General features: G+C 70.9%; 21 protein-coding genes. 11 read left to right on the top strand and 10 right to left on the bottom strand.

Annotation, left to right across the window (positions count from 1 at the left end; all coding sequences use genetic code 11):
- Positions 1 to 19 precede the first annotated feature (19 nt).
- The 5 genes from acs to ACTH43_RS03975 form a co-directional block, all read right to left on the bottom strand.
- On the bottom strand, positions 20 to 2,197 hold the full coding sequence (gene acs / locus ACTH43_RS03995; RefSeq protein ID WP_441443638.1) for an acetate--CoA ligase: 2,178 nt from the start codon (positions 2,195 to 2,197) through the stop codon (positions 20 to 22).
- Positions 2,194 to 3,036, bottom strand: a complete 843-nt coding sequence (locus ACTH43_RS03990; protein ID WP_441443637.1) for an ABC transporter permease — start codon at positions 3,034 to 3,036, stop codon at positions 2,194 to 2,196. Before ACTH43_RS03990 ends, acs begins: the two co-directional genes overlap by 4 nt.
- Entirely contained in the window at positions 3,033 to 4,106 is a 1,074-nt protein-coding gene (locus tag ACTH43_RS03985; protein ID WP_441443636.1) for an aliphatic sulfonate ABC transporter substrate-binding protein, read from the bottom strand. Before ACTH43_RS03985 ends, ACTH43_RS03990 begins: the two co-directional genes overlap by 4 nt.
- Positions 4,103 to 5,005: an ABC transporter ATP-binding protein gene (locus tag ACTH43_RS03980; protein WP_441443635.1), complete on the bottom strand. Its 903-nt coding sequence runs from the start codon at positions 5,003 to 5,005 to the stop codon at positions 4,103 to 4,105. Before ACTH43_RS03980 ends, ACTH43_RS03985 begins: the two co-directional genes overlap by 4 nt.
- A 124-nt stretch (positions 5,006 to 5,129) precedes the next feature.
- Positions 5,130 to 6,116 carry a GNAT family N-acetyltransferase gene (locus ACTH43_RS03975; RefSeq protein WP_441443634.1) on the bottom strand — a complete coding sequence of 329 codons (987 nt, stop codon included), beginning with the start codon at positions 6,114 to 6,116 and terminating at the stop codon, positions 5,130 to 5,132.
- A 328-nt stretch (positions 6,117 to 6,444) separates the two neighbouring features.
- Between ACTH43_RS03975 and ACTH43_RS03970 the strand changes: the two genes are divergently transcribed.
- Complete coding sequence (locus tag ACTH43_RS03970) at positions 6,445 to 7,290, top strand: C40 family peptidase (RefSeq protein ID WP_441443633.1); 846 nt, start codon at positions 6,445 to 6,447, stop codon at positions 7,288 to 7,290.
- A gap of 95 nt (positions 7,291 to 7,385) precedes the next feature.
- Here the strand turns inward: ACTH43_RS03970 and ACTH43_RS03965 are convergent, their stop codons facing one another.
- The gene (locus tag ACTH43_RS03965; RefSeq protein WP_441443632.1) at positions 7,386 to 7,994 is read right to left on the bottom strand and encodes a GNAT family N-acetyltransferase; all 609 of its coding nucleotides are present in this window, start codon (positions 7,992 to 7,994) and stop codon (positions 7,386 to 7,388) included.
- A gap of 313 nt (positions 7,995 to 8,307) precedes the next feature.
- On the opposite strand from ACTH43_RS03965, the gene ACTH43_RS03960 reads away from it, so the two are divergent.
- Genes ACTH43_RS03960 through ACTH43_RS03940 form a run of 5 tightly spaced genes read left to right on the top strand, consistent with a single transcriptional unit; the run spans position 8,308 to position 15,057 of the window.
- Positions 8,308 to 9,678, top strand: coding sequence for an acyl-CoA dehydrogenase family protein (locus ACTH43_RS03960; protein WP_441443631.1), 1,371 nt, complete (start codon positions 8,308 to 8,310; stop codon positions 9,676 to 9,678).
- Complete coding sequence (locus tag ACTH43_RS03955) at positions 9,675 to 11,438, top strand: ABC transporter substrate-binding protein (protein WP_441443630.1); 1,764 nt, start codon at positions 9,675 to 9,677, stop codon at positions 11,436 to 11,438. Before ACTH43_RS03960 ends, ACTH43_RS03955 begins: the two co-directional genes overlap by 4 nt.
- A gap of 22 nt (positions 11,439 to 11,460) precedes the next feature.
- The gene (locus tag ACTH43_RS03950) at positions 11,461 to 12,459 is read left to right on the top strand and encodes an ABC transporter permease (RefSeq protein ID WP_441443629.1); all 999 of its coding nucleotides are present in this window, start codon (positions 11,461 to 11,463) and stop codon (positions 12,457 to 12,459) included.
- Positions 12,460 to 12,463: 4 nt separating this feature from the next.
- Positions 12,464 to 13,351 carry an ABC transporter permease gene (locus ACTH43_RS03945; protein WP_441443628.1) on the top strand — a complete coding sequence of 296 codons (888 nt, stop codon included), beginning with the start codon at positions 12,464 to 12,466 and terminating at the stop codon, positions 13,349 to 13,351.
- Positions 13,348 to 15,057, top strand: a complete 1,710-nt coding sequence (locus ACTH43_RS03940; RefSeq protein WP_441443627.1) for an ATP-binding cassette domain-containing protein — start codon at positions 13,348 to 13,350, stop codon at positions 15,055 to 15,057. The genes ACTH43_RS03945 and ACTH43_RS03940 overlap by 4 nt, the downstream gene beginning before the upstream one ends.
- Positions 15,058 to 15,064: 7 nt before the next feature.
- Here ACTH43_RS03940 and ACTH43_RS03935 read toward each other — a convergent pair whose 3' ends face one another.
- Positions 15,065 to 16,198: a glycosyltransferase gene (locus ACTH43_RS03935; RefSeq protein ID WP_441443626.1), complete on the bottom strand. Its 1,134-nt coding sequence runs from the start codon at positions 16,196 to 16,198 to the stop codon at positions 15,065 to 15,067.
- A gap of 10 nt (positions 16,199 to 16,208) precedes the next feature.
- Complete coding sequence (locus tag ACTH43_RS03930) at positions 16,209 to 17,357, bottom strand: NAD-dependent epimerase/dehydratase family protein (RefSeq protein ID WP_441443625.1); 1,149 nt, start codon at positions 17,355 to 17,357, stop codon at positions 16,209 to 16,211.
- Between the two features lie 147 nt (positions 17,358 to 17,504).
- On the opposite strand from ACTH43_RS03930, the gene folP reads away from it, so the two are divergent.
- The gene (gene folP / locus ACTH43_RS03925) at positions 17,505 to 18,503 is read left to right on the top strand and encodes a dihydropteroate synthase (protein ID WP_441443624.1); all 999 of its coding nucleotides are present in this window, start codon (positions 17,505 to 17,507) and stop codon (positions 18,501 to 18,503) included.
- Positions 18,504 to 18,808: 305 nt separating this feature from the next.
- On the opposite strand, the gene ACTH43_RS03920 is transcribed toward folP, so the two are convergent.
- Both ACTH43_RS03920 and ACTH43_RS03915 read right to left on the bottom strand, forming a co-directional pair.
- The gene (locus ACTH43_RS03920) at positions 18,809 to 19,618 is read right to left on the bottom strand and encodes a serine hydrolase domain-containing protein (RefSeq protein ID WP_441443623.1); all 810 of its coding nucleotides are present in this window, start codon (positions 19,616 to 19,618) and stop codon (positions 18,809 to 18,811) included.
- Positions 19,615 to 20,478 (bottom strand): serine hydrolase domain-containing protein, encoded by an 864-nt coding sequence (locus ACTH43_RS03915; RefSeq protein ID WP_441443622.1) that lies wholly within the window; start codon positions 20,476 to 20,478, stop codon positions 19,615 to 19,617. The genes ACTH43_RS03920 and ACTH43_RS03915 overlap by 4 nt, the downstream gene beginning before the upstream one ends.
- Positions 20,479 to 20,771: 293 nt before the next feature.
- On the opposite strand from ACTH43_RS03915, the gene ACTH43_RS03910 reads away from it, so the two are divergent.
- The 4 genes from ACTH43_RS03910 (at position 20,772) to ACTH43_RS03895 (ending at position 24,381) form a co-directional block, all read left to right on the top strand.
- Entirely contained in the window at positions 20,772 to 21,518 is a 747-nt protein-coding gene (locus ACTH43_RS03910) for a L,D-transpeptidase family protein (protein WP_441443621.1), read from the top strand.
- Between the two features lie 250 nt (positions 21,519 to 21,768).
- Entirely contained in the window at positions 21,769 to 22,482 is a 714-nt protein-coding gene (locus tag ACTH43_RS03905) for an FhaA domain-containing protein (RefSeq protein WP_441443620.1), read from the top strand.
- Between the two features lie 7 nt (positions 22,483 to 22,489).
- Positions 22,490 to 23,014, top strand: a complete 525-nt coding sequence (locus tag ACTH43_RS03900) for an FHA domain-containing protein FhaB/FipA (RefSeq protein WP_299299461.1) — start codon at positions 22,490 to 22,492, stop codon at positions 23,012 to 23,014.
- Positions 23,011 to 24,381, top strand: coding sequence for a PP2C family protein-serine/threonine phosphatase (locus ACTH43_RS03895; RefSeq protein ID WP_441443619.1), 1,371 nt, complete (start codon positions 23,011 to 23,013; stop codon positions 24,379 to 24,381). The genes ACTH43_RS03900 and ACTH43_RS03895 overlap by 4 nt, the downstream gene beginning before the upstream one ends.
- Positions 24,382 to 24,391 lie beyond the last annotated feature (10 nt).

Below are 24,391 nucleotides of genomic sequence, written 5' to 3'. Positions count from 1 at the left end.
CACATCGGGTCAGGTCAGGTCAGGAGAGTGGGGCGGCGGTGGGATCCTCCGCCGGCAGCGCGGCGAGCACCTCGGCCACGGCGTCGACGGCCTCCGGGTTCTGCAGCGAGGTGATGTCCCCCAGCGGCACCGGCGGGCGGCCCGCGCGGCGGTCCCGCTCGGCGTGCACGAGCTGGGCGAGCAGGCGGCGCATGATCTTGCCGGAGCGGGTGCGGGGCAGGTCCGGCACCTGGATCACGAAGCGGGGTTTGGCGATCGGGCCGATCTCGGTGGCGACGCGGGCCCGCAGGGCGGGCACGTCCAGGGCCGACGAATCCGCAGCCCCCACTGCACCCGCTGAACCCGCCGGGATCACGAACACCGCGACCGCCTGCCCGGTGAGCGGATCCTGGACCCCGGTGGCGCCGACCTCCTGCACGGTGCGGTCCGCGACCAGCGCAGATTCGATCTCGATGGTGGACAGCCGGTGCCCGGAGACGTTCACGACGTCGTCCAGGCGGCCGAGGATCCAGAAGCACCCGTCGGCATCGACCGTGGCGGAGTCCCCGGCGACGTAATAGCCGCCGTGCTCGCCCCGGCCCGCGTAGTCCTTCCAGTAGGAGTCGCGGTACCGCTCGGGGTCGCCCCAGACGGTGCGGGCCATCCCGGGCCAGGGCCGACGGGCCACCAGGGTGCCGGCCACGCCCGCGGGCTGCTCACGGCCTTCTGCATCGACCACGGCCATGTCGATGCCGGGCAGCGGCACGGTCGCGGAGCCGGGCTTCAGCGTGGTCACGCCGGGCAGCGGGACCAGCATCGCGGCGCCGGTCTCGGACTGCCACCAGGTGTCGATGATCGGCAGCTCGCCGCGGCCGAAGGTGCGGTGGAACCACACCCAGGCCTCGGGGTTGATCGCCTCGCCGACGGTGCCCAGCAGGCGCAGCGAGGAGAGGTCGTGCCCGGTGGGCAGCGTGTCCCCGAACCAGCTCATGAAGGTGCGGATCAGGGTGGGGGCGGTGTAGTAGACGGTGACGCCGTAGCGCTCGATGATCTCCAGATGCCGCTCCCGGGTGGGCTCGCCCGGGGTCCCCTCGTAGATCACCTGGGTGAGGCCGTTGGAGAGCGGGCCGTAGATCTCGTAGGTATGGGCGGTGACCCAGGCCAGATCCGCGGTGCACCAGTGGACGTCGCCGGGCTTGGCATCGAAATGCGCCCAGTGCGCCCAGGAGGTGTGGGCGAGATAGCCGCCGCTGGTGTGGACCAGACCCTTGGGCTTGCCGGTGGTGCCGGAGGTGTAGATGATGAACAGCGGATGCTCGGCGTCGAAGCTGCGGGCCTCATGCGTCTCGCTCGCCGTGCCGACGCTCTCGTGCCACCAGACGTCGCGGCCTTCGGTCCAGGCGATGTCCTGGCCGGTGCGGCGCACGACCAGCACGTGCTCGAGCTCGGGCAGGTCGCGGGCGGCGGCGTCGGCCTGGGACTTCACCTCGACGGCCTGACCGCGGCGGAACTGTCCGTCGGAGGTGACCAGCAGCTTCGCCCTCGTGTCCTGCAGGCGGAAGCGCACCGCCTCGGCGCTGAACCCGCCGAAGACGAGCGAGTGCACGGCGCCGATCCGGGCGCAGGCCAGCGCGATGACCACGGTCTCCACGAGCACCGGGAGGTAGACGACCACCCGGTCCCCGGGCTCGATGCCCAGGTCCGTCAGGGCGTTCGCGGCCTGGGAGACGCGGCGCTGGAGATCCTCGTAGGTGACGGACTCCCGGTCCCCCGGCTCGCCCTCGAAGTGCAGGGCGACCTTGGTGCCGTTGCCGGCGCGCACGTGGCGGTCCACGCAGTTCTCGGCGACGTTCAGCCGGCCGCCCACGAACCAGCGGGCGGCGGGGACGCTGAGCTCCTCGGCGGCGGAGTCGGCGGTCGTGCGGGCAGCAGAGCCGGCGGCGGAGTCGGCGGCGGGGTCGGCAGCCGGTGCGACCGTCGGCGCCTCCCATTCCAGGGCGGTGTGCCAGGGCTCTGCCCAGTCGAGCCGGTGCGCGGCGGCCTCCCAGAAGGCGGTCGGATCGGCCGACGCCGTCGCGTAGATGCTCGCATCGACGTTCCACGTCCCCTCGAGCGCGGGGTTCGGCGGGAAGCTGCGGGTCTCCACCAGCCGGGTCTCGGCGGCAGCGCCGGCGGCGGTCCCTGCGAGGGGATCCGCGGCGGTCTCGGTGATGCTCATGTCCACCTCTTCAGCAGCTTCTTCTCGGCGAGGCCCAGCAGGGCGTTGGTCAGGCTGCCCAGCAGCGCCAGCAGCACGATCGCGAGCAGGATCCGATCCACGCGGCCCGTCTGCTGGGAGTCGTTGAGGATGAATCCCAGCCCCATCGAGGAGGCGATCAGCTCGGCGGCGACCAAGAACAGCCAGGCCTGGGCCAGCGCGAGGCGCAGCCCGGAGACGACCGAGGGCACCACGGCCGGCAGCTGGATGGTGCGGAACAGGGACCAGCCGCGCAGGCCGAAGCACCGCCCGGCCTCCACCAGGTGGGGGTCGATGTGGCGCAGGGCCGCGGCGACGGTCGTGAACACCGGGAAGAAGGCACCGATCGCGATCAGCGTGACCTTGGATTCCTCCCCGATCTGCAGCCACAGGATCAGCAGCGGCACCCAGGCGAGTGAGGGCACGGCGCGCAGCGCGGCGAGGGTCGGGTTCAGCAGTGCATCGCCTGCGCGGGACAGGCCCACGATCGCGGCGACGGCGAGGCCCACGAGGGAGCCGATCGCGAAGCCCAGCAGCACGCGCTGCACCGAGATGGCGATGTGCAGACCCAGCTCGCCGCGCTCGATCAGCTCGACCCCGGCCTGCAGCACGGTCAGCGGGCCGGGCAGGCGGTAGGCGGGCACCAGCCCGGCGGCGGTGGTGAGCTGCCAGGCGGCGAGGATCAGCAGCGGCAGCACGGCGCCGGCGGCGAGGCGCACTCCGGTGCGCTCCCAGAAGGCGGTGCGGCCTTCAGCGGATGCGTGTTCCGCTCCGACCGGGGACGCAGCGGTCGGCGGGGCTGTCGCGGTGGTCGCGCTCACTGCTTCTCCGCCGTCTGCTTCTCCACTGCGGCCGTCGCGAAGTCAGCGTGGAGGATCGAGCCGCGGGCCTTCTCGACCGCGTCGGCCCCGCCCCGGACGTCCCCGGAGTCGGAGAGCATCGGGGAGATCGCCTCGAGGACGGCGAGCTGGTCCTCACCGGGCACGCCGGAGACGTCGAGGTTCGAGCGCTCGGTGATCACGGTGGTGGCGACCGCGAGGTCGATGCCGGCCGCATCGGCCAGCAGCTGCGCGGTGGCCTCGAGGTTCGCGAGCGCCCAGGTGCGGGCCTGCTCATAGGCGTCGACGACCACCTGGGCGACGTCGGCGTGGTTCTCGATGAAGTCCTCGGTGGCGTTGAGGAACCCGTAGGTGTTGAAGTCGACGTTGCGGTAGACCAGCTGGGCACCGGACTCCACCTCAGCGGCGGCCATGATCGGGTCCAGGCCCGACCACGCCTCGACGCTGCCGCCCTCGAGGGCGGAGCGGCCGTCGGCGTGCTGGAGCGGCTGGAGCTCCACGTCGTCGATGCTCAGCCCCGCTTCGGCGAGGGTCTGGACCAGGAAGCAGTACGGGTCGGTGCCGGGAGTCGCGGCGACAGCGCGGCCGGCGAGATCGGCCGGACCGGTGATATCGCTGTCCTTGCCGACCACGAGCGCGGCCCACTCGGGCTGGGAGTAGATGCCGATGACCTTGATCGGTGAGTTGTTGGCGCGGGCCAGCAGCGCGGCCGAGCCGGCGGTGGAGGCGATATCCGCGGAGCCGGAGCGGAGGAACTCGTTGGCCTTGTTGGAGCCGGCCGACTGCACCCACTCCACGGTCACCGAGTCGCCGAGCGCGGTCTCGATCAACTGCTGGTCGCGGATCACGAGGCTGAGGGGGTTGTAGGTGGCCCAGTCGATCGTGAGGGAGCCTGTGCTCCACTTCCCTGCGCCGCCCTCGCCGCCGGAGCTGCCGGAGCCCGCTGCGGTGTTCTCGGAGCCCTCTCCGGGCACGCAGGCGGCCAGGCCCATCCCGGCCACGGCGGTCAGTCCGAGGGCGGTGGCGGTGCGGCGGCTGATGCGAGGGGTCATGAGAGGTTCTCCGTCGTGGGGTTGGTGCTGGGGGTGAGGCTGGGGGTGGGGGTTCTGGGGTGGGCGTGCACGCCGAGGCCCTCGAGCAGCTGGACGCGCAGCTCGGCGAGCGTGCGGTCGGCGCGGTCACGGGGTCGCACCCCGGGCACCTCGACGACGCGGGCGATCGAGCCGGAGGCGGGGTCCTCCCGCAGGGAACGCAGCAGCAGCACCCTGTCGGCGAGGTACAGCGCCTCTTCGACGTCGTGGGTGACCACGAAGATCGTGGTGGGCTCGGCGGCGTGGATTTCCAGCAGCAGGTCCTGCATGCGCAGGCGGGTCAGTGCGTCGAGCGCGCCGAAGGGTTCATCCAGCAGGAGCACCTCGGGGCTGCGGGCCAGGGCCCGGGCGAGCGAGGCGCGCTGGGCCATGCCGCCGGAGACCTCGCGGGGCCGCTGGCCGGCGGCATGCTCGAGGCCCACCAGGGACAGCAGCTCGCGCACCCGCTCGCGGCCCTCGCGCTTCCCGGTGCCGCGGGGCAGGCCCAGGGCCACGTTCTTCTCGAGGGTGCGCCAGGGCAGCAGACGCGGCTCCTGGAAGGCGACCGCGGTGCGCGGATCGGTGCCGGTCAGGGCGGTGCCCCCGATCCGGATCACGCCGGCGGTGGGTCGGTCCAGGCCCGCGATCAGGCGCAGCAGGGTGGACTTCCCGCAGCCCGAGGGGCCGACGACCGCGACGATCTCTCCCGAGCCGAGCTCCACGTCGACCTCGCGCAGCACCTCATGACGCTCCTGCGGGGAGTCGAAGGTGCGGGCGATGGCGTCCAGGCGCACGCCGTTCGGCCGTCCCCGCGCAGGGGGCGCGTCGGCGTCAGGCGCAAGGCCCGGGCGCAGATCAGGGGTGGTGGCGGTACTGGTCATGCCGCCGATCATGAACGCCGACGCGGCACCGACGCCAGATTCTCGTCATAAGCCGTCATAGTCGCGGCCCGAAGAGGAAGCGGGAAGAGATCCGTGCGGAATAGGTCACACCGAGCAGTCCCGCTCAGCCGAGCTCGCCCTCCAGGATGCTCAGCACGTCCGCCTCCCGGAAGCCGAGCGCCCGGTTCAGGGAGAGCATCGGGGCGTTGTCGAGCGCCGTGTAGGTCTGGATCCAGCGTGAGGACTTCGCCTCGGGAACGGCAACGAGATTCTCGAGGTTGGCGAGCTTCAGGGCGCGACCGATGCCCCGGCCGCGGTGCGCGCGGTCCACCAGGGTGTCGTCCTGGGTGAGGATCTCGGGGTCATGACGGTTCACGAAGAGCTCGGTGTATCCGACTGCGACTCCGCCGTCGTGGGCGAGACCGCGCACGAGCGCCCAGCCCTGAGCGTGCATGCGCTGCTCGTTGCGGCGGATCTCGTTGACATCGGCGCGGGAGGCCGGGCGGGTGAGGTCGCCCATCGGCACGTCGGCCTCCATCTGGGTGGTGAGGCGCGCCCAGTCCTCGAGGAACTCCTCGGGGCAGGCGCCCTGCCAGGTGCGCACCTCGATCCCGGGCGCGGGGCGCGCCTCGGCCTGCAGCAGCGCGGGGTCCAGCGGCAGAGCGAGCAGCAGGCGGTGCTCCTGATTCGCGACGCGCAGCCCCTGCGCGCGGGCGAAGGCGACGCCCTCCGCGCTGTAGGTCTCGGCCTGGACCACCGCGGCGTGACCGGTCAGCGCGCCGCGCACGGCAGCGGCGAGCGCCGTGCCGATGCCCTGGCGACGATGTGCCGGGAGCACGGAGATCTCGACCTCGGCAGGGTCCCCGGGGTCGACGTCGGCCCCGGCTGCCCCGACCAGCTCCCCCTCGTTCTGCGCCACCAGCAGCACGGACAGGCGCCCGGGCTTCGGGTCCGCGAAGCGGGCAAGGATCGTCTCCTCGCTCGCCCACCAGGCCGCTTCGCGCCCAGCGTTGAACCCCTCCCCCAGCACGGCGTTCCAGGCGAGCAGCGCCTCACGGTTGGTGCGGTCGACAGGGCTGATCTGCACGGGGCTGTCCTGGGCTGTGCTCATCGAGCCATCCCACCACATCGGGGCCCGCTCTCCCAGCGTTCTTCGCTCCCTTCGCACCTGCGCCGCACGTGTGCCGCAGGTCATCCGCAGAGGTCAAGTCACACCATGTCGAGGCCATCTGGGCCGCCCCGCAGGCCAAGGGCCGATAAATGCTTCTCTTCGGCCGGTTCACGTCTCTTCACGTGCGCGGGAGCCGCTCCTAGTGTTGATCTCGCATTCCCCGGGCTCCCCGGCTGTGGGCCCGCTCCCACAGGACCTCACCGCTCCCCGAGAGCCGCGTCGCGGAATGCACCAGACCACCAGCAGTACGCGAGAAGGACCAGACCCCATGGCACATCTGAACACGCACCGCGCAGTCGGCCGCGCTGTCACCCCGCTCACCGGCACCCACCGCGCGGCGCGCGCTCTCGGCGGCAGCGCCGTGCTCGGCACCGTCCTGGTCGGCGCCGCCTTCGCCGGCGGCACCTCCGCGATGGCGAACGACACCGCACTCGCCGGCGGCGATGAAGACCCCAGCGCCGCCCATTCGGCTCCCGCCGCTTCTGGCTCCGACTCCGGCAGCTCGTCCCAGAAGCTGCGCCAGGGCGATTCCGGCGAGGCCGTCGAGGCGCTGCAGTCCGCGCTGAACGCTCAAGGCGCAGAGCTGCCCGAGACCGGCTACTTCGGCTCCATGACCGTCGCCGCGGTCCAGGACTTCCAGGCCGCGAACGGCCTCCAGGTCGACGGCGTGGTGGGCCCCGAGACGCACGGCGCGCTCGGCGGCGCCCCCTCCTTCGGGGCCTCCTCCGCGGGCGCGCCGACCGCCGGTGCGACCACGGTCCCGACCTCCATCACCTCCGGGACCGGCAGCGCGATCGTCGACGCTGCCCGCTCCGCCGTCGGCACCCCCTACTCCTGGGGTGGCAGCTCGCTCGGCGGCATGGACTGCTCGGGCCTGGTGAACCACGCGTACGAGGCCGCCGGCATCGAGGTGCCGCGCACCAGCAGCCAGATCGCCGCCCAGGGCCGCAGCATCTCCCCGTCGGAGGCGCAGCCCGGCGACCTCGTCGTGTGGCCCGGCCACGTCGCAATCTACGCCGGCGACGGCCAGATCATCGACGCTTCCGGCTCGAAGCAGCAGGTCGTCGAGCGCGGTCTATGGGGCAACCCCACCGGGTTCGTCACCTACCGCTGATCCCGCCGTCGGTCCGCACGCCGACTCACCGAGGCCCGGTTCCGCCGCACGCGGGGCCGGGCCTCGCCCATGCCCCGCAGGAGGGGCCAGAGCGCTCAGCGGCGCAGACGGTGCTCCAGGGACGCCTTCACACCGCTCCACTCGTCGGCCAGGATCGAGTAGACGACGGTATGGCGCAGGGTGCCGTCAGGCATGATCCGGTGCGCGCGCAGGATCCCATCCTGCTGCGCGCCGAGTCGTTCGACGGCGCGGCGTGAGGCGATGTTCAAGTGGTGGACCCGGAACTCGACGCCGAGGCAGCCGAGCTCCTCGAAAGCATGGGTGAGCAGGGCCAGCTTTACTGCGGCGTTGATCCCGGTGCGGTGGATCGAGGCTGCCAGATAGGTGGTGCCGATCTCGAGGCGTCGGTCCCGCAGGGAGATGTTCAGGAAAGACGTGTGGCCGACCACCCGCTCGCTCGCCCGGTCGATCACGGCCCAGGAGGCCGTCGTCCCGGCGGTATCGGAGGCGCACTGCGCGGCAACGGCCTCCGCGACCCGCTCCGGAGCCGGGACATGGGGCGCGTAGGGGATCTTCCAGATCTCCCCGTCGGCCACCACGTCGCGCAGCCCGTCCACGTGCTGCTCGCCGAGCGGCTCGAGCCGCACCCGTGGGTTCTCGAGCGGAACGGGGCGGGGCTGAGGCATGGGGGCAGTGCTCGTCATCCCTCGATCATGCGGGTGAAGAGGCAATGGCGTCGATCCTTCCCGTATGCCGACACCGGTCTCGCGGCGCCGTGTTCGCAGTCCTGCTCGCGCGGCGCCCTGCTTGCGATCTCGTTCTCGCGACGTCATCTTCGCGATCTCCGTCGCGCCGCGTCACAAACCTTGGGAGTGGGCCAAGCGCTACTTATGCTCGGCTGCGTCCTCCTCGGAGGGCCCCCGCATACCGCCCCCGACCTCTCCCCGCATTCCCTGCGTTCACCCGCGGCGCGCGAACGACCTGGACGTCGACCCCACTTGAAAAGGTGCCCCACCGATGACTGAGACCCTTCACGAGGCAGCCTCCGCTGCGAGACCGGTCGACGGTTCCTTCGATGCCTCGGGGAACGACGCCGCTGCCCGGGGCTCCGCCTCTCGAGACGTGACGGACTGGGACGCCACGGACTGGGATGCGACGGCCTGGAATGCAGCGGCCTGGGATGCCCTGCTCACCGAGGCGGCCCGGCAGGTGCGGCAGCGCGAGACCGATCATGTCCTGCCCCGTGCACTGCTGGCACGGCTGCTCCAGCTCGGTTTCGGGCGAGTCCGGGTTCCGGCGGCGCACGGTGGGTTCGGGTGGTCGCTGCGCGAGACCTTCGAGCACCTCACCGACCTCGCCGCCGCCGACTCCCACCTGGCGCACCTCTTCCGCGGGCACTTCGTGCTGCTGGAGGAAGTAGCGCTGTTCGCGGAGCCCGCGGAGCGGGATCTCTGGTTCGCCCGCGCTGTGGCCGGGGACTTCATCGGCAACGCCCAGTCAGAGAAGTCCGAGACGCTCGACATCGCCACCACCCTCACTCGTGAGGGTGACCGGCTGGTGCTCAGCGGCACCAAGTACTACACGACCGGCAGCATCTACGCGGACTGGATCGACCTGCTCGCCACCACCGAGGACGGTGACGTGGTGCTGGTGACGGTCTCCACCGACCAGCCGGGCGTGGTCTGCGAGGACGACTGGGACGGGTTCGGCCAGCAGCTCACCGGCACCGGCACCACCCGTTTCATCGGCGCCCTGGTCGACCCCGCGCACGTGCGCGGCACCGACCGCTCCACTGTCGAGGGCCAGCTGCGGCAGGGACTGTTCCAGCTGGTCCTGCTCGCGGTGATCGCCGGGATCGGTCAGGCCGCGGTGAGCGAGTCCGTGACCTATGTCCAGGGGCGCCGCCGCCTGTTCGGTCGCCTGGGTGCCACCGAGGTCCGCGAGGACCCCCTTGTCCAGGACACCATCGGCTCCGCCTCCTCAGGGGCCTTCGCCGCCCGCACCCTGGTCCTGGCCGTCGCCGACCGCTGGGATCAGATCATCGAAGGTCATCGGCGGGGTGCCGCCTCGGAGGCGGACTTCCGGCAGGCCAAGCGCGATGTCTACCGGATCCAGGGCGAGATCGTCGACCGGGTGCTCACCCTGACCACAGATCTCTTCGAGGTCGGCGGCGCCTCGCAGGTGTCCACGCGCCACGGCTTCGACCGCTTCTGGCGACATGCTCGCACCGTCGCCTCCCACAACCCGATGAAGCAGCGGCGCCGGCTGATCGGCGCCTATGAGCTCGGAGTCGAAGAGAGCGCCGAGCAGTTCGGGGACGTCGCACCGACGACTCCCGCTCCCTCTGCCACGCCCCGTGACCTCACCGCACCAGGAGCCCACCGATGAGCGACAAGAACCACCCCGCCGCGCAGGACCACGCCTCCCAGCGGCTCGAGGAGGCCCTGGCCCGGGCCAGCTCCGAGGACGGCAGGATCCGTCGGCGACGCATGATCGGCGGCGGAATCGCCGCGGTCGCCGTGGTCGGTGCGGCCTCCGCCTGGGGCCTGGCCAGCCGTGGCGGGGCCGACACCTCCGCCTCGGGCGGCAGCGCCGGCGGCTCAACCGCCGGCGACGCCCCCGGCAGCCCGGTGAGCGGTGGGACCCTCGTGTACCTCGATGCCGAGGCGAGCCGCTCCACCCAGCCGCAGGGTGCCGGCACCTGGCAGGACTCCGCCTATCTCGAGAACATCGCCGATCGCCTGATCTGGAAGGATCCCGCCACCGGCGAGCTGCAGCCCTACATCGCTGAGAGCTGGGAGATCTCCGCGGACGGCCTCACCTACACCTTCGCCGTCCGTGAGGGCGTGACCTATTCCGACGGCACGTCGCTGGACGCCGCGAGCGTGGCCCGGAACCTGCAATGGCAGGCCGCGGGCGATGACGCCAAGGGCATCCAGCCCTCGGCCCAGTGGCCGCAGCTCGAGGGGATCAGCGTCGCGGGCAGCACCGTCACGGTGACCCTGCTCGAGCCCTACGCCGAGTTCCTCGACGTGCTCTCGGGATGGGCCGCCGTGCTCGTCGCGGACGCCACGATCGATGCGCCTCTGGAGAGCCAGCAGCAGATCACCGGGATCATCGGCAGCGGCCCGTTCACCGTCGAGAGCGAGAAGTACGGCGAGAAGATCGTATTCGTGCGGCGGCAGGGCTACGACTGGGCCCCGCCGAGCCTCGCACATCAGGGCGAGGCGCGCCTCGAGCGCCTCGAGGTCCACGCCGTCACCGACGACACGGCCCGGCTGGGAACGCTCCGCTCCGGACAGGCCGATCTGATCCGCTACCTCCAGCCCGCCGACGAGCTCCAGCTCGCCGAGGATCCGTCCTTCCAGATCCTCTCCGCGCAGGGCATCGGCGCGACCAATCACTGGCAGCTGCGGGTCTCGATCCCCGCGCTGCAGGACGCGCGCGTGCGCCAGGCGCTCCAGGTCGGCATCGATCGCGCCTCCCTGGTCAGTGACCTGTACACCGAGAACTGGGCGGTCGCCCGGAGCGTGGTCACCGAAGACGCCTTCGGCTTCGTCGACCTCAGCACCCAGCTCACCTACGACCCGGTGAAGGCCGCCGCGCTGTTCGATGAGGCAGGATTCTCAGACCTCGACAGCGAGGGCTATCGCACCCGGGACGGCGAGCGCCTGTCGCTGGTCACCGTCATCGATGTCTACGACTCGACTGCCAAGCCGCTGTACCAGCTGGTCCAGGCCCAGCTCAAGGAGCTCGGTGTCGAGCTGTCGCTGCGCGACGCGGACTATTCCCAGGTCTCCGAGGCCTACGCCGCCCCCGACGTCGCCACGGTCCGCTCCGGCTGGCCCTATCCGGCGACCTGGGCGACGCTGCGCACTCAGTGGGCGGCCGACGGCACCGACGCCTTCTCCCTCGACGGCGCCGATCCGACCCTCGATGAGCTGCTCACTGAGCAGGCCACTGCGACGGACCCCGCCGAGCGGTCCGCCCTGCTGGCGGAGCTGCAGCACCACGTCATCGAGAACGCCTATGTCCTCCCCCTGCTCAAGGACTCCCAGATCTTCGCCGCGCAGAGCGATGTGCAGGACTTCTCCTGGAGCGCCGAGGCGCGACCGCTGTTCTACGCCACGTGGCTCGATCGACCGTGACCCCGTGAGGAGAACCCCCACCATGCGCTCCCGCTATCTCATCACCCGGATCCTCCAGGCCATGCTGGTCGTGGCCATCACCTATCTGCTCACCTACTGGGTGCTGTTCGCCCTGCCGGGCGATCCGGTCGCCAACCGCCTCGACAACCCCCAGAACCCGATCCCGCCCGGGCAGGCGAAGGCGATCATCGAGTACTACAACCTCGATCAGCCTGCCCTGCTGCAGTTCCTCATCACGGTTGGGCGCCTGTTCCAGGGCGATCTCGGCTATTCGCTGGGGACCGGCCGCGCCGTGAGCGACATGGTGATGCAGGGGCTCGGCTCGACGCTGCTGCTCGCCCTCGCGGCGCTGGTCGTCGCCGCAGTGATCGCGGCCTCGGTGGGGCTGCTCGCGGTCTTCGCCCCCTGGGAGCCGGTGCGCGGCCTCGCCCGCCTGGTGCCGGCGCTGTCCCTGGCCACGCCCAGCTTCCTGATCGGTCTGCTGCTGCTGCAGATCTTCTCCTACCAGCTCGGCTGGGTCTCGTCTCTGGACACGGAGAGTCTGTCCAGCCTGATCCTCCCCGCGCTGACCCTCGGCATCGCCGCCAGCCCCTCGATCACCCAGGTGCTCATCCAGGGGCTGACCGAGGCGAATGGGAGGCCCTTCGTCCGGGTGCTCCGCTCACGGGGCCTGTCCCAGGGGTCGATCGCCGCCCGGCATGTCATCCGCAACGGGTCGATCCCGGCGCTGACCCTGCTGGCCCTGACGATCGCGGATCTCATCGCCGGCTCCGTGATCGTGGAATCGGTCTTCCACCGCGCAGGGCTCGGATATGTCACCGAGCAGGCGGTGCGCTCGCAGGACGGACCCATCGTGCTCGCCGTGGTGCTACTGGTCTCCTCGCTGTACTCGCTGGTCAACCTCGCCACCGATCTGCTGTATCCGGTGATCGATCCCCGGATCAGCATCACCGAGTCACGTCTGGGAGCCAGCGCCCCGACCGCTCGCTCCGCCCAGCCCGCCCTGACCGAAGGAGCGTGACCCCGTGACGAGCCTCCTCTCCCGGGCGGTGCCCGCGAGCCGTCGTACGCCGCCCCGCTCCTCCCGGGGCCTCACCTCCCAGCGCCTGGCCTCCCTCGGCATCGCGGACATCGCCGCGATGCTGCTGCTGGCGCTGCTGGTCATCGCCGTCGTCGCCCCCTCTCTGCTCGCCCCTGGCGACCCGCTCAGCGCTGCGACCGCGCAGGCTCTGGATGGCCCCTCGCTCACCCACTGGCTGGGCACGGACTACCTCGGCCGCGACCTCTACACCCGGATCGTCCACGGGGCGCGGACCTCGCTCAGCGCCTCTGCCGTCGCCGTCGCGGTGGGTCTTGCAGGCGGTCTCGCGCTCGGCATCGTCTCGGGTTACCTGGGCGGCTGGGTCGACGCGGTGGTCAGCCGACTGATCGATGTGCTGCTGTCCGTGCCGGGCCTGCTGCTGTCGATGGTGATCATCGTGGCCCTGGGCTTCGGGGCGATCAATGCCGCGATCGCCGTGGGCATCTCCTCGATCGCGAGTTTCGCCCGGGTGACCCGCGCGGAGGTGCTCACCGTGCGGACCTCCTCCTATGTCGAGGCGGCGCAGCATCAGGGCTCCTCGCGCCGGCGCACCCTGATCCATCACATCCTCCCCAACGCGGTGGGTCCGGTCGCCTCGCTGATCCCGCTGCAGTTCGGCGGTTCGATCGTCTGGATCTCCTCGCTGAGCTTCCTGGGCTTCGGCGCGGTGCCGCCACACCCGGAGTGGGGGCTCCTGGTCGCCGAGGGCCGGCAGTACCTGCTCTCCGCCCCCTGGCTGCTCCTCGCCCCCGGAGCGGTCATCGTCATCACCGTGCTTGCGGCATCCCATCTGCAGGGTGTCCTGGGAAGGATCCGGAGGACCACCGCATGACCACCCATCACCTCGATCTCGATCTCACGCTCCCCGCCGCCGTGGCGACCACGGCCACTGCGCGTCCCACGAACGCTGCGCCGCCCGCGGTCACTGCACCGCCCGCGATCTCGGTGGATTCCCTGAGCATCGGCTACTCGAGCGGTGGCCGCATCGTCCCCACGGTCATCGAGGCGTCCTTCGACGTCCCCACCGGCAGCACCACCGCGCTGGTCGGTGAATCAGGGTCGGGCAAGACCACGATCGCCTCCGCGATCAGCGGTCTGCTCGCGGACAATGCACGCTGGCTGACCGGCGGCGTCCACCTGCTCGGCCAGGACGTCTCCCGCCTCGGCGAGCGCGGCTGGCAGGCGGTGCGGGGCAGCATTCTGGGGTATGTGCCGCAGGATCCGCTGGGCTCGTTGGACCCGCTGCAGACCGTCGGAGGGCATGTCGCCGAGTCGGTGCGCCAGGCCCGCGATGTTCCCCCGCGGGAGGCGCGACGAATCGCCCGGGAGCTGCTGGAGACCGTGCACATCGCCGATGCGGAGCGGAAGCTCGCGGCATATCCGCATGAGCTCTCCGGCGGCCAGCTCCAGCGCGTCCTGATCGCCGGTGCCCTCGCCGGGAACCCCAGCGTGCTGATCGCCGACGAGCCCACCTCAGCCCTCGACGTCACGGTGCAGAAGCGGGTGCTGGACCTCCTCGAAGAGCTGCGCGACGAGCTGTCCCTGTCGGTGCTGCTGATCACCCATGACCTGTCTCTCGCCGCGGAGCGCAGCGATCGGGTGGTCGTGCTGCAGCACGGCCGCGTCGTCGAACAGGGCTCCTCCGCGCAGGTGGTCGCGAGCCCGTCAGCCCCCTACACGCTGCAGCTGTTCCGCGACGTCCCCGCGATGACGCCGCAGAAGTACGCGGCGGCGCGAGCCACGCTGCAGACCCGGCGGGAGAGCCTCGAGAGCGAGCCCGCGGTGCAGGTCACCGCGCTGGCGAAGTCCTTCGACGGCGTCCACCGGGTGCTCGAGGAGGTCGACGTCACGGTGCGGCGCGGCGAGATCCATGCGCTGGTCGGAGAGTCGGGATCCGGGAAGACCACCCTCGCCCGGATCATCGCCGGGCTGACTGCTTTCGACACCGGCACGGTGGAGGTCTCGGGAACGCCGCGGCCGCGCATTCCCGCCGCCGTCAACCCCGATCCGTCCGCGCTCCAGCTGGTGTACCAGAACCCGCTGGCCGCGCTCGATCCGCGCCGTCGCGTAGTCGACCTGGTCGCAGAACCCCTGCGCATCGGCGGGACCGCGAAGGCGGAGGCGCGTTCCCGCGCCCAGGCGCTGCTGCGACAGGTCGGGATCGCCGAGGAGACCGCGGCGCGGCATATCGGCCGGCTCTCCGGCGGCCAGCGTCAGCGCGTCGCGATCGCTCGGGCGCTGATCCTCTCCCCGTCCACGCTGGTGCTGGACGAGCCCACCTCCGCGCTCGACGTCACCGTGCAGGCGCAGATCATCGATCTGCTCTTCGCGCTGCGCGCCGAGGATCCGGCGCTGACGATGCTGTTCATCTCCCACGACCTGAGCCTGGTGCGACAGATCTCCGATTCGATGACGGTCCTGCAACGGGGCCGGGTCGTGGACCAGGGCCCGGCCGCGGAGGTCTTCGCCGCGCCCTGCTCCGCGTACACGCGTGAGCTGATCGACGCGATCCCCCTGGCGCCGAGGGCCAGGGAGTGACCGAATATCAGCCGGTGATCCCGGTGCGGTGCTTCTCGATCGCCATCTCGTAGTAGCGCAGCAGGTCATCGGAGGCGTTCTCCCAGGAGAACTTCTCCGCCTCGGCGCGGGCAGCCTCGCGGATGCGCCCGCGCAGCACCCCGTCGCCGAGCCGGACCAGCGCCGCGTCCAGGCTCGCCTCGTCCCCGGAGTCGAACAGCAGCCCGTCCACCCCGTCGGCGACCTGTTCCATCGTCGGCCCCGAGCGGGCGGCGACCACGGGGAGCCCGGAGGCCATCCCCTCGAGGATCACCAGGCCCAGCGTCTCGGTGACCGAGGGGAAGATGAATCCGTCGGCGCTCGCGAAGGCGCCCGCGAGCTCCTCGCCCTCCATGAATCCGGGGAACAGCGTCGAGGTGCCGGCGAAGAGCTGCTCGAGCTCGCGCCGGTACGGGCCGTCCCCGACGATCGCGAGCGCCACGTCCTCGCGTCGTTCCATCATCGGTCGCAGCGTGTGGATCTCCTTCTCCGCAGCGAGGCGGCCCACGAACACCAGGAGCTTCTTCTCCGGGTGCCCCTGGGTGAGGCGCTCCCGCATCTCCGCGGAGGCGAAGCGGGGATGGAACGCTTGCGTGTCCACGCCGCGGCGCACCACGTGAAGATTCTGGATGCCCTGGGTCGCGAGCTCGGCGCGCATCGTCTCCGAGGTGGCGATGTTGATGTCCGCGAGCGCGTGGTTGCGCCGGATCTGCCACCACACGGGGCGCTTGCCCCAGCGGTAGGCCCGGTAGAGGTCCAGGTAGCGCGGGATATGCGTGTGATAGCTCGCGACCAGCGGGATCCGCTGCCGATGCGCGGCGAAGGCCCCCGAGGAGGCCAGCAGCAACGGCTGGGCGGCGTGGACCACATCCGGGTGGAAGCCGCGGATGATGCCGTCCACGGTGGGGTTCGGCAGAGTGAACCGGCGGTGCTTGTAGAACGGCAGGGTCACGGGCTTGACCCCCACCACCCGCGCCCCATGATGCTCGGTGACACCGAGGTCGGGCGCGATGACCATGACCTCGTGGCCGAGCTCGGTCATCCGCTCGACGGCGTGGCGGAGCCTGGTCACCACGCCGTCGACCGACGGCAGGAAGGTCTCCGTGACGATCGCGATCTTCACGGGCTGCGGGTCACTTCCAGGTGACGGTGGGCATGACCAGCTCGCGCTTGACCCGGTCGGTGTTGTTCATCGCGACCTTGAGGACCTCGGTGAGGTGCTCGTCGGTCAGCAGGTGCGGCTCCAGACCCAGCGAGAGCAGGCTGGTGTTGACGGCGTTGTAGTAGTGGTCGTACTTCTCCACGCGCGGGTTCTCCATGCTGGAGACGGTCACCTCGTTGCCGAGGTCCGCCGCGACCTTCTGCACCTTCTCGGCCAGCTCCTTGACGGAGAACTGCTCGGTGAACTGGTTGTAGACGCGGAACTCGCCGACGTCCGCCGGGTTCTCGCAGGCCAGCTCGATGCAGCGCACGGTGTCCTGGATGTCCAGGTAACCGCGGGTCTGGGAGCCGTTGCCGTAGACGGTGAGATCATGGCCGATGGCCGCCTGGACGATGAAGCGGTTCAGCGCGGTGCCGAACACGGCGTCGTAGTCGAAGCGGTTGACCAGGCGCGGGTCCAGGCGCGTCTCGGCGGTCTCCAGGCCGTAGACCACGCCCTGGTTCAGATCGGTGGCGCGGATGCCCCAGATCTTGCAGGCGAACATGATGTTGTCGCTGTCATGCACCTTGGTGAGGTGGTAGAACGAGCCGGGCTGCTTGGGATAGGGCAGGCGGTCCTTGCGGCCCTTGTGCTCGACCTCGAGCCAGCCCTCTTCGATGTCGATGTTCGGCTGGCCGTACTCGCCCATGGTGCCGAGCTTGACGAGGTGGCAGTCGGGGGCGAAGTCCTTGATCGCCCAGAGCACGTTCAGGGTGCCCTCGATGTTGTTGCGGTGGTTCTCGATCGCATGGGCGCGATCGATCATCGAGTAGGGCGCGGAGCGGTGCTCGGCGAAGTGCACGAACGCCTCGGGCTGGACGTCCCGGATGACGGCGGCGGTGGCGTCATAGTCGGTGAGGTCCACGATCCGGGCGGCGATGTCCTTCCCGGACACCTCCTTCCAGACCTCGACCCGCTCCTGGAGCGGGAGGATCGGAGTCACGGAGTTCGAGCCCAGCTCCACATCGATCTCGCGGCGCACCAGGTTGTCCACAATGGTGACGTCGTGGCCCTTCTGCGAGAGGTACAGGGCAGTGGGCCAGCCGCAGAATCCATCTCCACCGGCGACGACGATCTTCATCTCGTGAGTCCTCCATCAGGTCAAAGTCCCGGCGTGCGAAGGACGACGCAGCCGGATTGTGCACTTCCGTGTCCACCCATAACGTAGTGCAGGTCGGGCACCGCTCAAAGACGCGGGGACCCGGCCTGAACCGCGGAGGAACGGACCATGAACAACGCACTGGACGAGAGCGCGACACGCCGCGCTCCCGTGGCCGGATCCACTGTATCGCCCGCACCCGAGCGGACGCCGAGTGCTCCACGGCCTCTCGCCGCACCGCGCTCCACCACCTCCCTTCCCACCGCACCCACCGCACCTCGGCCGCTGCCGGACACCGCCCGCCGGGTGCTGGTGATGGGCATCGTGAACCGCACCCGTGATTCCTTCTTCGACGAGGGCCGCACCTGGGCTCTGGAGGCCGCGGTGGCCGCCGGGCTCGAGGCCGCCGGCGCCGGCGCGGACCTGATCGACGTGGGCGGGGTGAAGTTCGCCCCCGGGGACCCGGTGCCGGCGCCGGAGGAGATCGAGCGGGTGGTCCCGGTGATCGCCGCGCTGCGCGATGAGCTGCCCGAGCACGTGCTGCTGTCGGTGGACACCTTCGACGCCGAGGTGGCTCGGGCCGCGATCGAGGCCGGGGCAGACCTCATCAACGACACCACCGGGCTCTCGGATCCACGGATGGCCGCCACGGTCGCCGAGACCGGAGCCTCCCTGGTGATCACCCATTCCGCGGCACAGCCCCGTCAGCCCCTCCCCCGGCCGCATTACGACGACGTGGTCACCGAGGTGCGAGACTTCCTCGCCGCACGTCTCCAGCGCGCGCTCGAGGCCGGGATCCCCCGCTCGCGAGTGGTGCTCGATCCCGGGCCGGACCTGAACAAGAACACCCTGCAGACCCTCGAGCTGTTGCGCGGCTTCGAGCAGTACTCCTCGCTCGGCCTGCCGATGCTGGCGGCGCTGTCACGCAAGGACTTCGTGGGCGAGTCGCTGGGCCTGACCAAGGAGCACCGCCTGGAGGGCTCGCTCGCAGCCGCGGCGTGGACCATCCACCACGGCGCCCGGATCCTGCGGGTGCACGACGTGGAGGCCACGGTGCGCCTGGTGCGCATGCTCGAAGTGCTCGCCGGCTGGCGCGACCCGGCCGGGCCGCTGGTCCACAACACCTGACCCGGCGGTCCGGTTCAGCCCGGGTCCTGCTCCCGCCCGGTCCTACTCCCGCCCCGGCCCAGATCCCGCCCTGCCCAGCTCCCGCCACGTCCCAGCTCCCGCCACGCCCCAAAAAGTACCGCTGATATGGGACCTTTCGTCACGCGGCATCCGGCGCCCCTCCGCGACGCCGAGAAAAGTGCCAAATTATGGAACTTTTCGCAACGTAGCCAACGGGAGCGGACGGGGCAGCCGATCGGGGAGCGGCTCGACGGGGTGGAGCGCGCCGACGGGGTACGCGGCACCACCGAGCCCCCTGAGCCCCGTCAGCCCCCGTGCGCTGTGAGCACGGCGTCGGCCAGGCGGGGCATCACCTCTCGGTGGGCGTCGCAGAAGTCGTGGGAGGTGCCGACCACCAGCGCGAGCCCGGCGACGGGGTCCACCCAGAAGGCGGTGCCGCGCATGCCGAAGTGGCCCACGGTGGCCTCGCTGTTGCCGGTGCCGGTCCAGTGGGGGGACTTGGCGCCGCGCACCTCGAGGCCGAGCCCGAACGGGTTGGGGGTCTGCTTGCCGAAGCCGGGCATGATCCCCACCAGCTCGGGGAACTGCACGCCGGTGAGCTCGGCGAACCAGCGGGGCTCCAGCAGTGTGGGCTGCAGCAGCTCGGCGGCGAAGAGGGCGAGGTCGGTGAGGGAGCCATGGGCGCCGACGGAGGCCGAGCCGCTCCATTGCAGGGAGCCCATCCCGAGCGGTTCGGCGATGCGCTCCTGGATCCAGTCGCCGTAGTCGCGGCCGAGCGCCCGCTCGATGTGTCGTGCGGCCTCGTCGATGCCGTAGTTGGAGTAGTGACGGCGCAGGCCGGGGGCCTGCAGCGTGCTCTCGGACTCGTAGAAGTAGCCCGAGGCGTGGGCGAGCAGGTGGCGCAGCGTCGCGCCGGGAGGGCCCGCCGGGTCCTCGAGATCCACCGACCCCTGCTGCAGCGCCAGGGCGGCGCCGCAGCCGGTGAGCGCCTTGGTGACTGAGCGCCATGGGCGCAGCCTCTGGACGTCGCCGCGCCGTTCCCGCTCCCCCTCCCGGCCGAGCACGATGGCTGCGGCCTCGAAGCCGAAATCGTCGAGCAGGTCCAGGGCGCTCATCGCGCGGTCCCGCTCCCGTCGCCCCAGTGCGCGAGGATCTGATCGGTGAGGCCGGGCCAGATCCGCACGTGATCGGGACCGAACGGCTGCGCGCCGAGGAAGGCTGCGGTGAGTCCGGCTGCCGGGTCCACCCAGAGGAAGGAGCCGGACTGGCCGAAGTGCCCGAAGGTCTCCGGCGAGGAGTGCGCGCCGGTCCAGTGCGGATTCTTCCGGCCGCGGATCTCGAAGCCCAAGCCCCAGTCGTTGGGCTTCTGCCGCCCGTAGCCGGGGAGGATTCCCGCCAGCCCCGGGAACTGGACCGCAGTCGCCTCGCGCCAGAGGTCCTCGGGGATCAACGTGGGCGCGAGCAGCTCCCGTCCCACGGCCAGCAGGTCGCGGATCGAGCCGCGGTAGCCGGCGGCCGGCGAGCCGGTGACCTCGAGGTCGGTGAGGTCGAGCCCTGCGACGACGGTCTGCTCCATCCAGTCGGCGTAGTCGTAGCCGGTGGCCTCCTCGAGGTGCGCGGCGAGCACCTCGAAGCCGGTGTTGGAGTAGATGCGGCGGGCGCCGACAGCGCCGACGGTCTCGTCGCCGTCGAAGGCGTAGCCGGCGGTGTGGGCGAGCAGGTGGCGCACGCTCGCTCCCTCCGGGCCAGCGGGCTCGTCGAGGTCGACGAGGCCGCGGTCCACTGCGATCAGGGCCCCGATCGCGGCCAGCGGCTTGGAGACGCTCGCCAGGTCCCAGACCTGCGCGTCATCGCCTTGGAGATGCAGGGTGCGCTCGGCGTCGGACACCCCCACCGCATGCGCGAAGTCGATGTCGACGGGGATCTCGGGCTGGGTCTCGGTCTCCACGCGCTCAAATATGGCACATCCGAACATGGCACATCCGCCTCGAGCTGTCCGCCTCGAGACGTCCGGGCGGTGCCGCCGAGGGGCCACGCCCCGTCAGCAGTCCAGAAGCCCCCGCCTCCTTCGATGCCATTTCGTGACGTGACCGTTTTGTCGCCCCGACCAGGAGTGCTATCGACTACTCCCGGGAAACCTCAGGACCTGCAGCTTTTTTCCTCTTGTTTACCTGTTCTTGGCGTGCACATGATGTAGCCGATCGCTCACCGACGAGCATCCCGGACCCACGGTTCGCCGAACCGCCGGCACCTGCATGAGGGGGAAGAATGAATCACCTGGACATCACCCGGAGACCGGAGCGCGCCACCGGCGCGCTGCTGCCCATCGCTGCGCCGTCACGCCGCACCCTGCTGCTCGGGGTGGGCACGCTGGGCGCTGGCCTGGCACTGGGCTCCGGCGCCGCGACCGCAGCCCCGCCCACGCTCCGCAGAGGCAGCCGGGGGTCGGCTGTCAGCTCGCTGCAGCAGAGGCTGACTGCTCTGAAGTACTGGTGCGGAACGGCCGATGGCAGCTTCGGCCACCAGACCCAGCAGGCGGTGTTCGCGCTCCAGAAGGCGGCGGGCCTGGGTCGGGACGGGGTCGTGGGCCCGAAGACGTACCGGGCGCTCGACGCCGGCACGCAGCCTTCACGCCGGATCACCAGCGGCATCGGATTTGAGGTCGATCTGAGGAAGCAGATCATCATCGCGACCACCGGCGGCGCCCTGGCCTACATCCTGAACACCTCCACCGGCAGCGGCGAGCGCTACTACTCGGGAGGTCGATGGAAGACGGCGACCACCCCGCGCGGGAGCTTCTCGATGTACAGCCTGTACAGCAGGGGTTGGCAGAACGGCCCGCTGGGGAACCTCTACCGTCCCGGCTACTACGACCGCGGCTGGGCGATCCACGGATCGACCTCGATCCCCACCTACCCGGCCTCCCACGGCTGCTGCCGGATCTCCGTCGGGGCGTCGGACATGCTCTGGAGAGGCTCCTGGTTCGCCAAGGGCCGTCGCGTGCTCGTGTACTGAGCCGGGCCGGCCAGCAGGACTGCCGGAGACGACCGCCGGAGCGGCTGGGGAGGGGGCGGTATCGCTGCCCCCTCCCCTCCCGGGTCCTGCCTCTTCACGAGCCCTGCACGATTTCCTCGCCGCTCCCGCGCCCGGCGGTCCCGGCAGGGACCTGCTCTCGCGATACGATCTGGTGGCGAGCAGCCTCATCGACCGACCTCGTCGATCGGCGCTCGCGCATCAGCAGCCACAGCGACAGCGAAGGACCATCGTGGGGATCTTGGATCGGATCGAGCGCGGCCTGGACCGTGGCGTGACGAGCGTCTTCTCGCCCGGCCGCGGTCAGCTGAAGCCGCTCGACCTGGCGCAGGGGCTCAAGCGCGAGTGCGATGACCAGATCCAGGTGCTCGACCGCACCCGGACCCTCGCCCCCAACGTCTACACGATCTACCTGCACTCCCAGGACTACGACCGCTTCGACTCCTGGCAGGACACCCTGCTGGACGAGCTGCAGCGGGTGCTCACCGAGCATGCCGACAAGCAGCGCTATATGTTCGTCGGCGGGGTCTCGATCGAGCTCGCCCGCGACGACGAGGTGCGCATCGGCCGCTTCGAGACCGAGTCCCGCACCGAGCGCGGCAGCGTGGCCCCGGCCACCGGTGCCGCGCAGGCGGGGGCCGGCGGCAGCCCGATCATCGAGATCGATGGGCAGCAGTACCTGCTGACCGGTCCGGTCACGGTGATCGGTCGCGGCGGCGACGCGGACATCATCCTCGAGGACACCGGGGTCTCCCGCCATCACCTCGAGCTGCGCGCGGAGGCGGATTCCACCCTGATCGCCACCGATCTCGGCTCCACCAACGGCACCTTCGTCGACGGCGAGCGGATCCGCACGCCCGTCGCGCTCCATGACCGCTCGCTGCTGAAGATCGGTCGCACCCGCCTGACCGTGCTGCTCCCCGCTGCCGGCCCGGTCAGCTGGTGAACGCCCTATGAGCGAACTGACACTGGTCGCCCTGCGCCTGGGCTTCGTGCTGGCGCTGTGGATCTTCGTGATCGTGGTGGTGCTGGTGCTGCGCAACGATCTCTTCGGCACCACCGTGGTCACCCGCTCGAGCCGGGATCCGCGCCGCGAGCAGCGCCCCGCCTCCGGGCCGATCGGCGGAGCCGCCGCCGAGGCCGGCAGCCCTCCCCAGCTGCGCACGGACCCCGAGGTCACCCAGGCCGCGATGGTCGTCACCGCCGGCCCTCTGCGCGGCACCTCGCTGACGCTGGGATCCACCCCGATCCTCATCGGCCGCGCTCCTGAATGCACCCTGGTCGTGGATGACGACTACGCCTCCAACCGCCACGCCCGCGTGTTCCAGCGCGAGGGCGAGTGGATGGTGGAGGATCTGGGCTCCACCAACGGCACCCTGGTGTCCGGTCGCCGGATCGAGGGCGCCGTGCCCTTCCGGCCCGGGGCCCAGGTGCGGATCGGCCGCACCGAGATCGAACTGAGACGAGGTCCGCGATGAGCATCGCCCTGCGGTACGCCGCCCGCTCCGATGTAGGCCTCGTGCGGTCCAACAACCAGGACTCCGGCTACGCCGGCAGCCACCTGCTGGTGGTGGCCGACGGAATGGGCGGCCACGCGGGCGGCGACGTCGCCTCGTCCGTCGCGATCGGCCGGCTCGCCCAGCTGGACTCCGAGACCCCTGCCTCCGACATCGTGGCCACCCTCGAGGAGAGCGTGCTCGCGGCCAACCAGGAGATCCTGCGGCGTGCCCGGGACGAGCCCCAGCTGCGGGGACTGGGCACCACGATCACCGCTCTGCTGCGCGCGGAGGGCAAGTTCGCCCTCGCCCACATCGGCGATTCCCGCGCCTACCTGCTGCGCGGGGACGAGACCACCCAGATCACCAAGGACCACACCTTCGTGCAGCGGCTGCTGGACGAGGGCCGGCTGACCGAGGACGAGGCCGAGCGCCATCCGCAGCGGTCGGTGCTGATGCGAGTGCTCGGCGATGTGGATGCCGACCCCGAGCTGGACCTCTCGCTGCGCCCCGCCCATCCGGGCGACCGCTGGATGCTCTGCTCCGACGGACTGTCCGGGCTGGTGTCGCTGAGCACGATCGACGCGACCCTCAAGGAGATCGAGGATCCCGGGGAGTGCGCCGAGGAGCTGATCCAGCTGGCGCTGAAGGGCGGCGGCCCCGACAACATCACCTGCATCATCGCCGACGTGATGGATCTGGACGGGCTCCCCCGCGGCGTCGAGGCCCCCTCCACCAGCCCGCAGATCGTGGGCTCCGCGGCCCGCAACCGCCACGCCCCGACGGCGGCCTCCGGACCTGCCGCGAAGGCCGCGGCCCTGACCCGGGAGGAGCCCGAGGTCCCCTACGAGGACGAGGACTTCTCCGCGGAGGAGCCCCCGCGCCGCAGCCCCTGGCCGGCGCTGGTGGCGCTGATGCTGCTGATCGCCCTGCTGGGCGGGCTGCTCTGGGCGGGCTTTGCCTGGTCGCAGCGGCAGTTCTATGTCGGCACCGATGGCACCCACGTGGTCCTCTACCAGGGGATCTCGCAGGACCTGGGGCCGATCTCGCTGTCCGATCCGATCGAGGTCACCGACATCGAGCTCGAGGAGCTGCCCGAGGTGACCCGGCAGCAGGTCCAGAACACGATCAACGCCTCCGACCGATCCTCCGCAGACCAGATCATCGATCGGCTCGAGCAGGCCGCGACCGCGAACCAGCCCCCTCCCGCCGTCTCCCCTGCTCCCTCGGACGCCGGTGGTGCCTCGGATGCCGGTGGCCTCGAGGAGGACGCCGCCGAGGACATGGAGCCCCTGCCCTCCCGTGCGGATCGCACGATCCCGCCGCCCGACGAGGGCGAGGCGACGTAGTGGCCACGAT

Origin of the sequence: Brachybacterium sp., from assembly GCF_052095815.1 — a bacterium.
In the GTDB taxonomy this organism is placed as follows: domain Bacteria; phylum Actinomycetota; class Actinomycetes; order Actinomycetales; family Dermabacteraceae; genus Brachybacterium.
The sequence above is the reverse complement of the archived record's forward strand: the minus strand, read 5'-3'. Positions and strand labels throughout refer to the sequence as shown.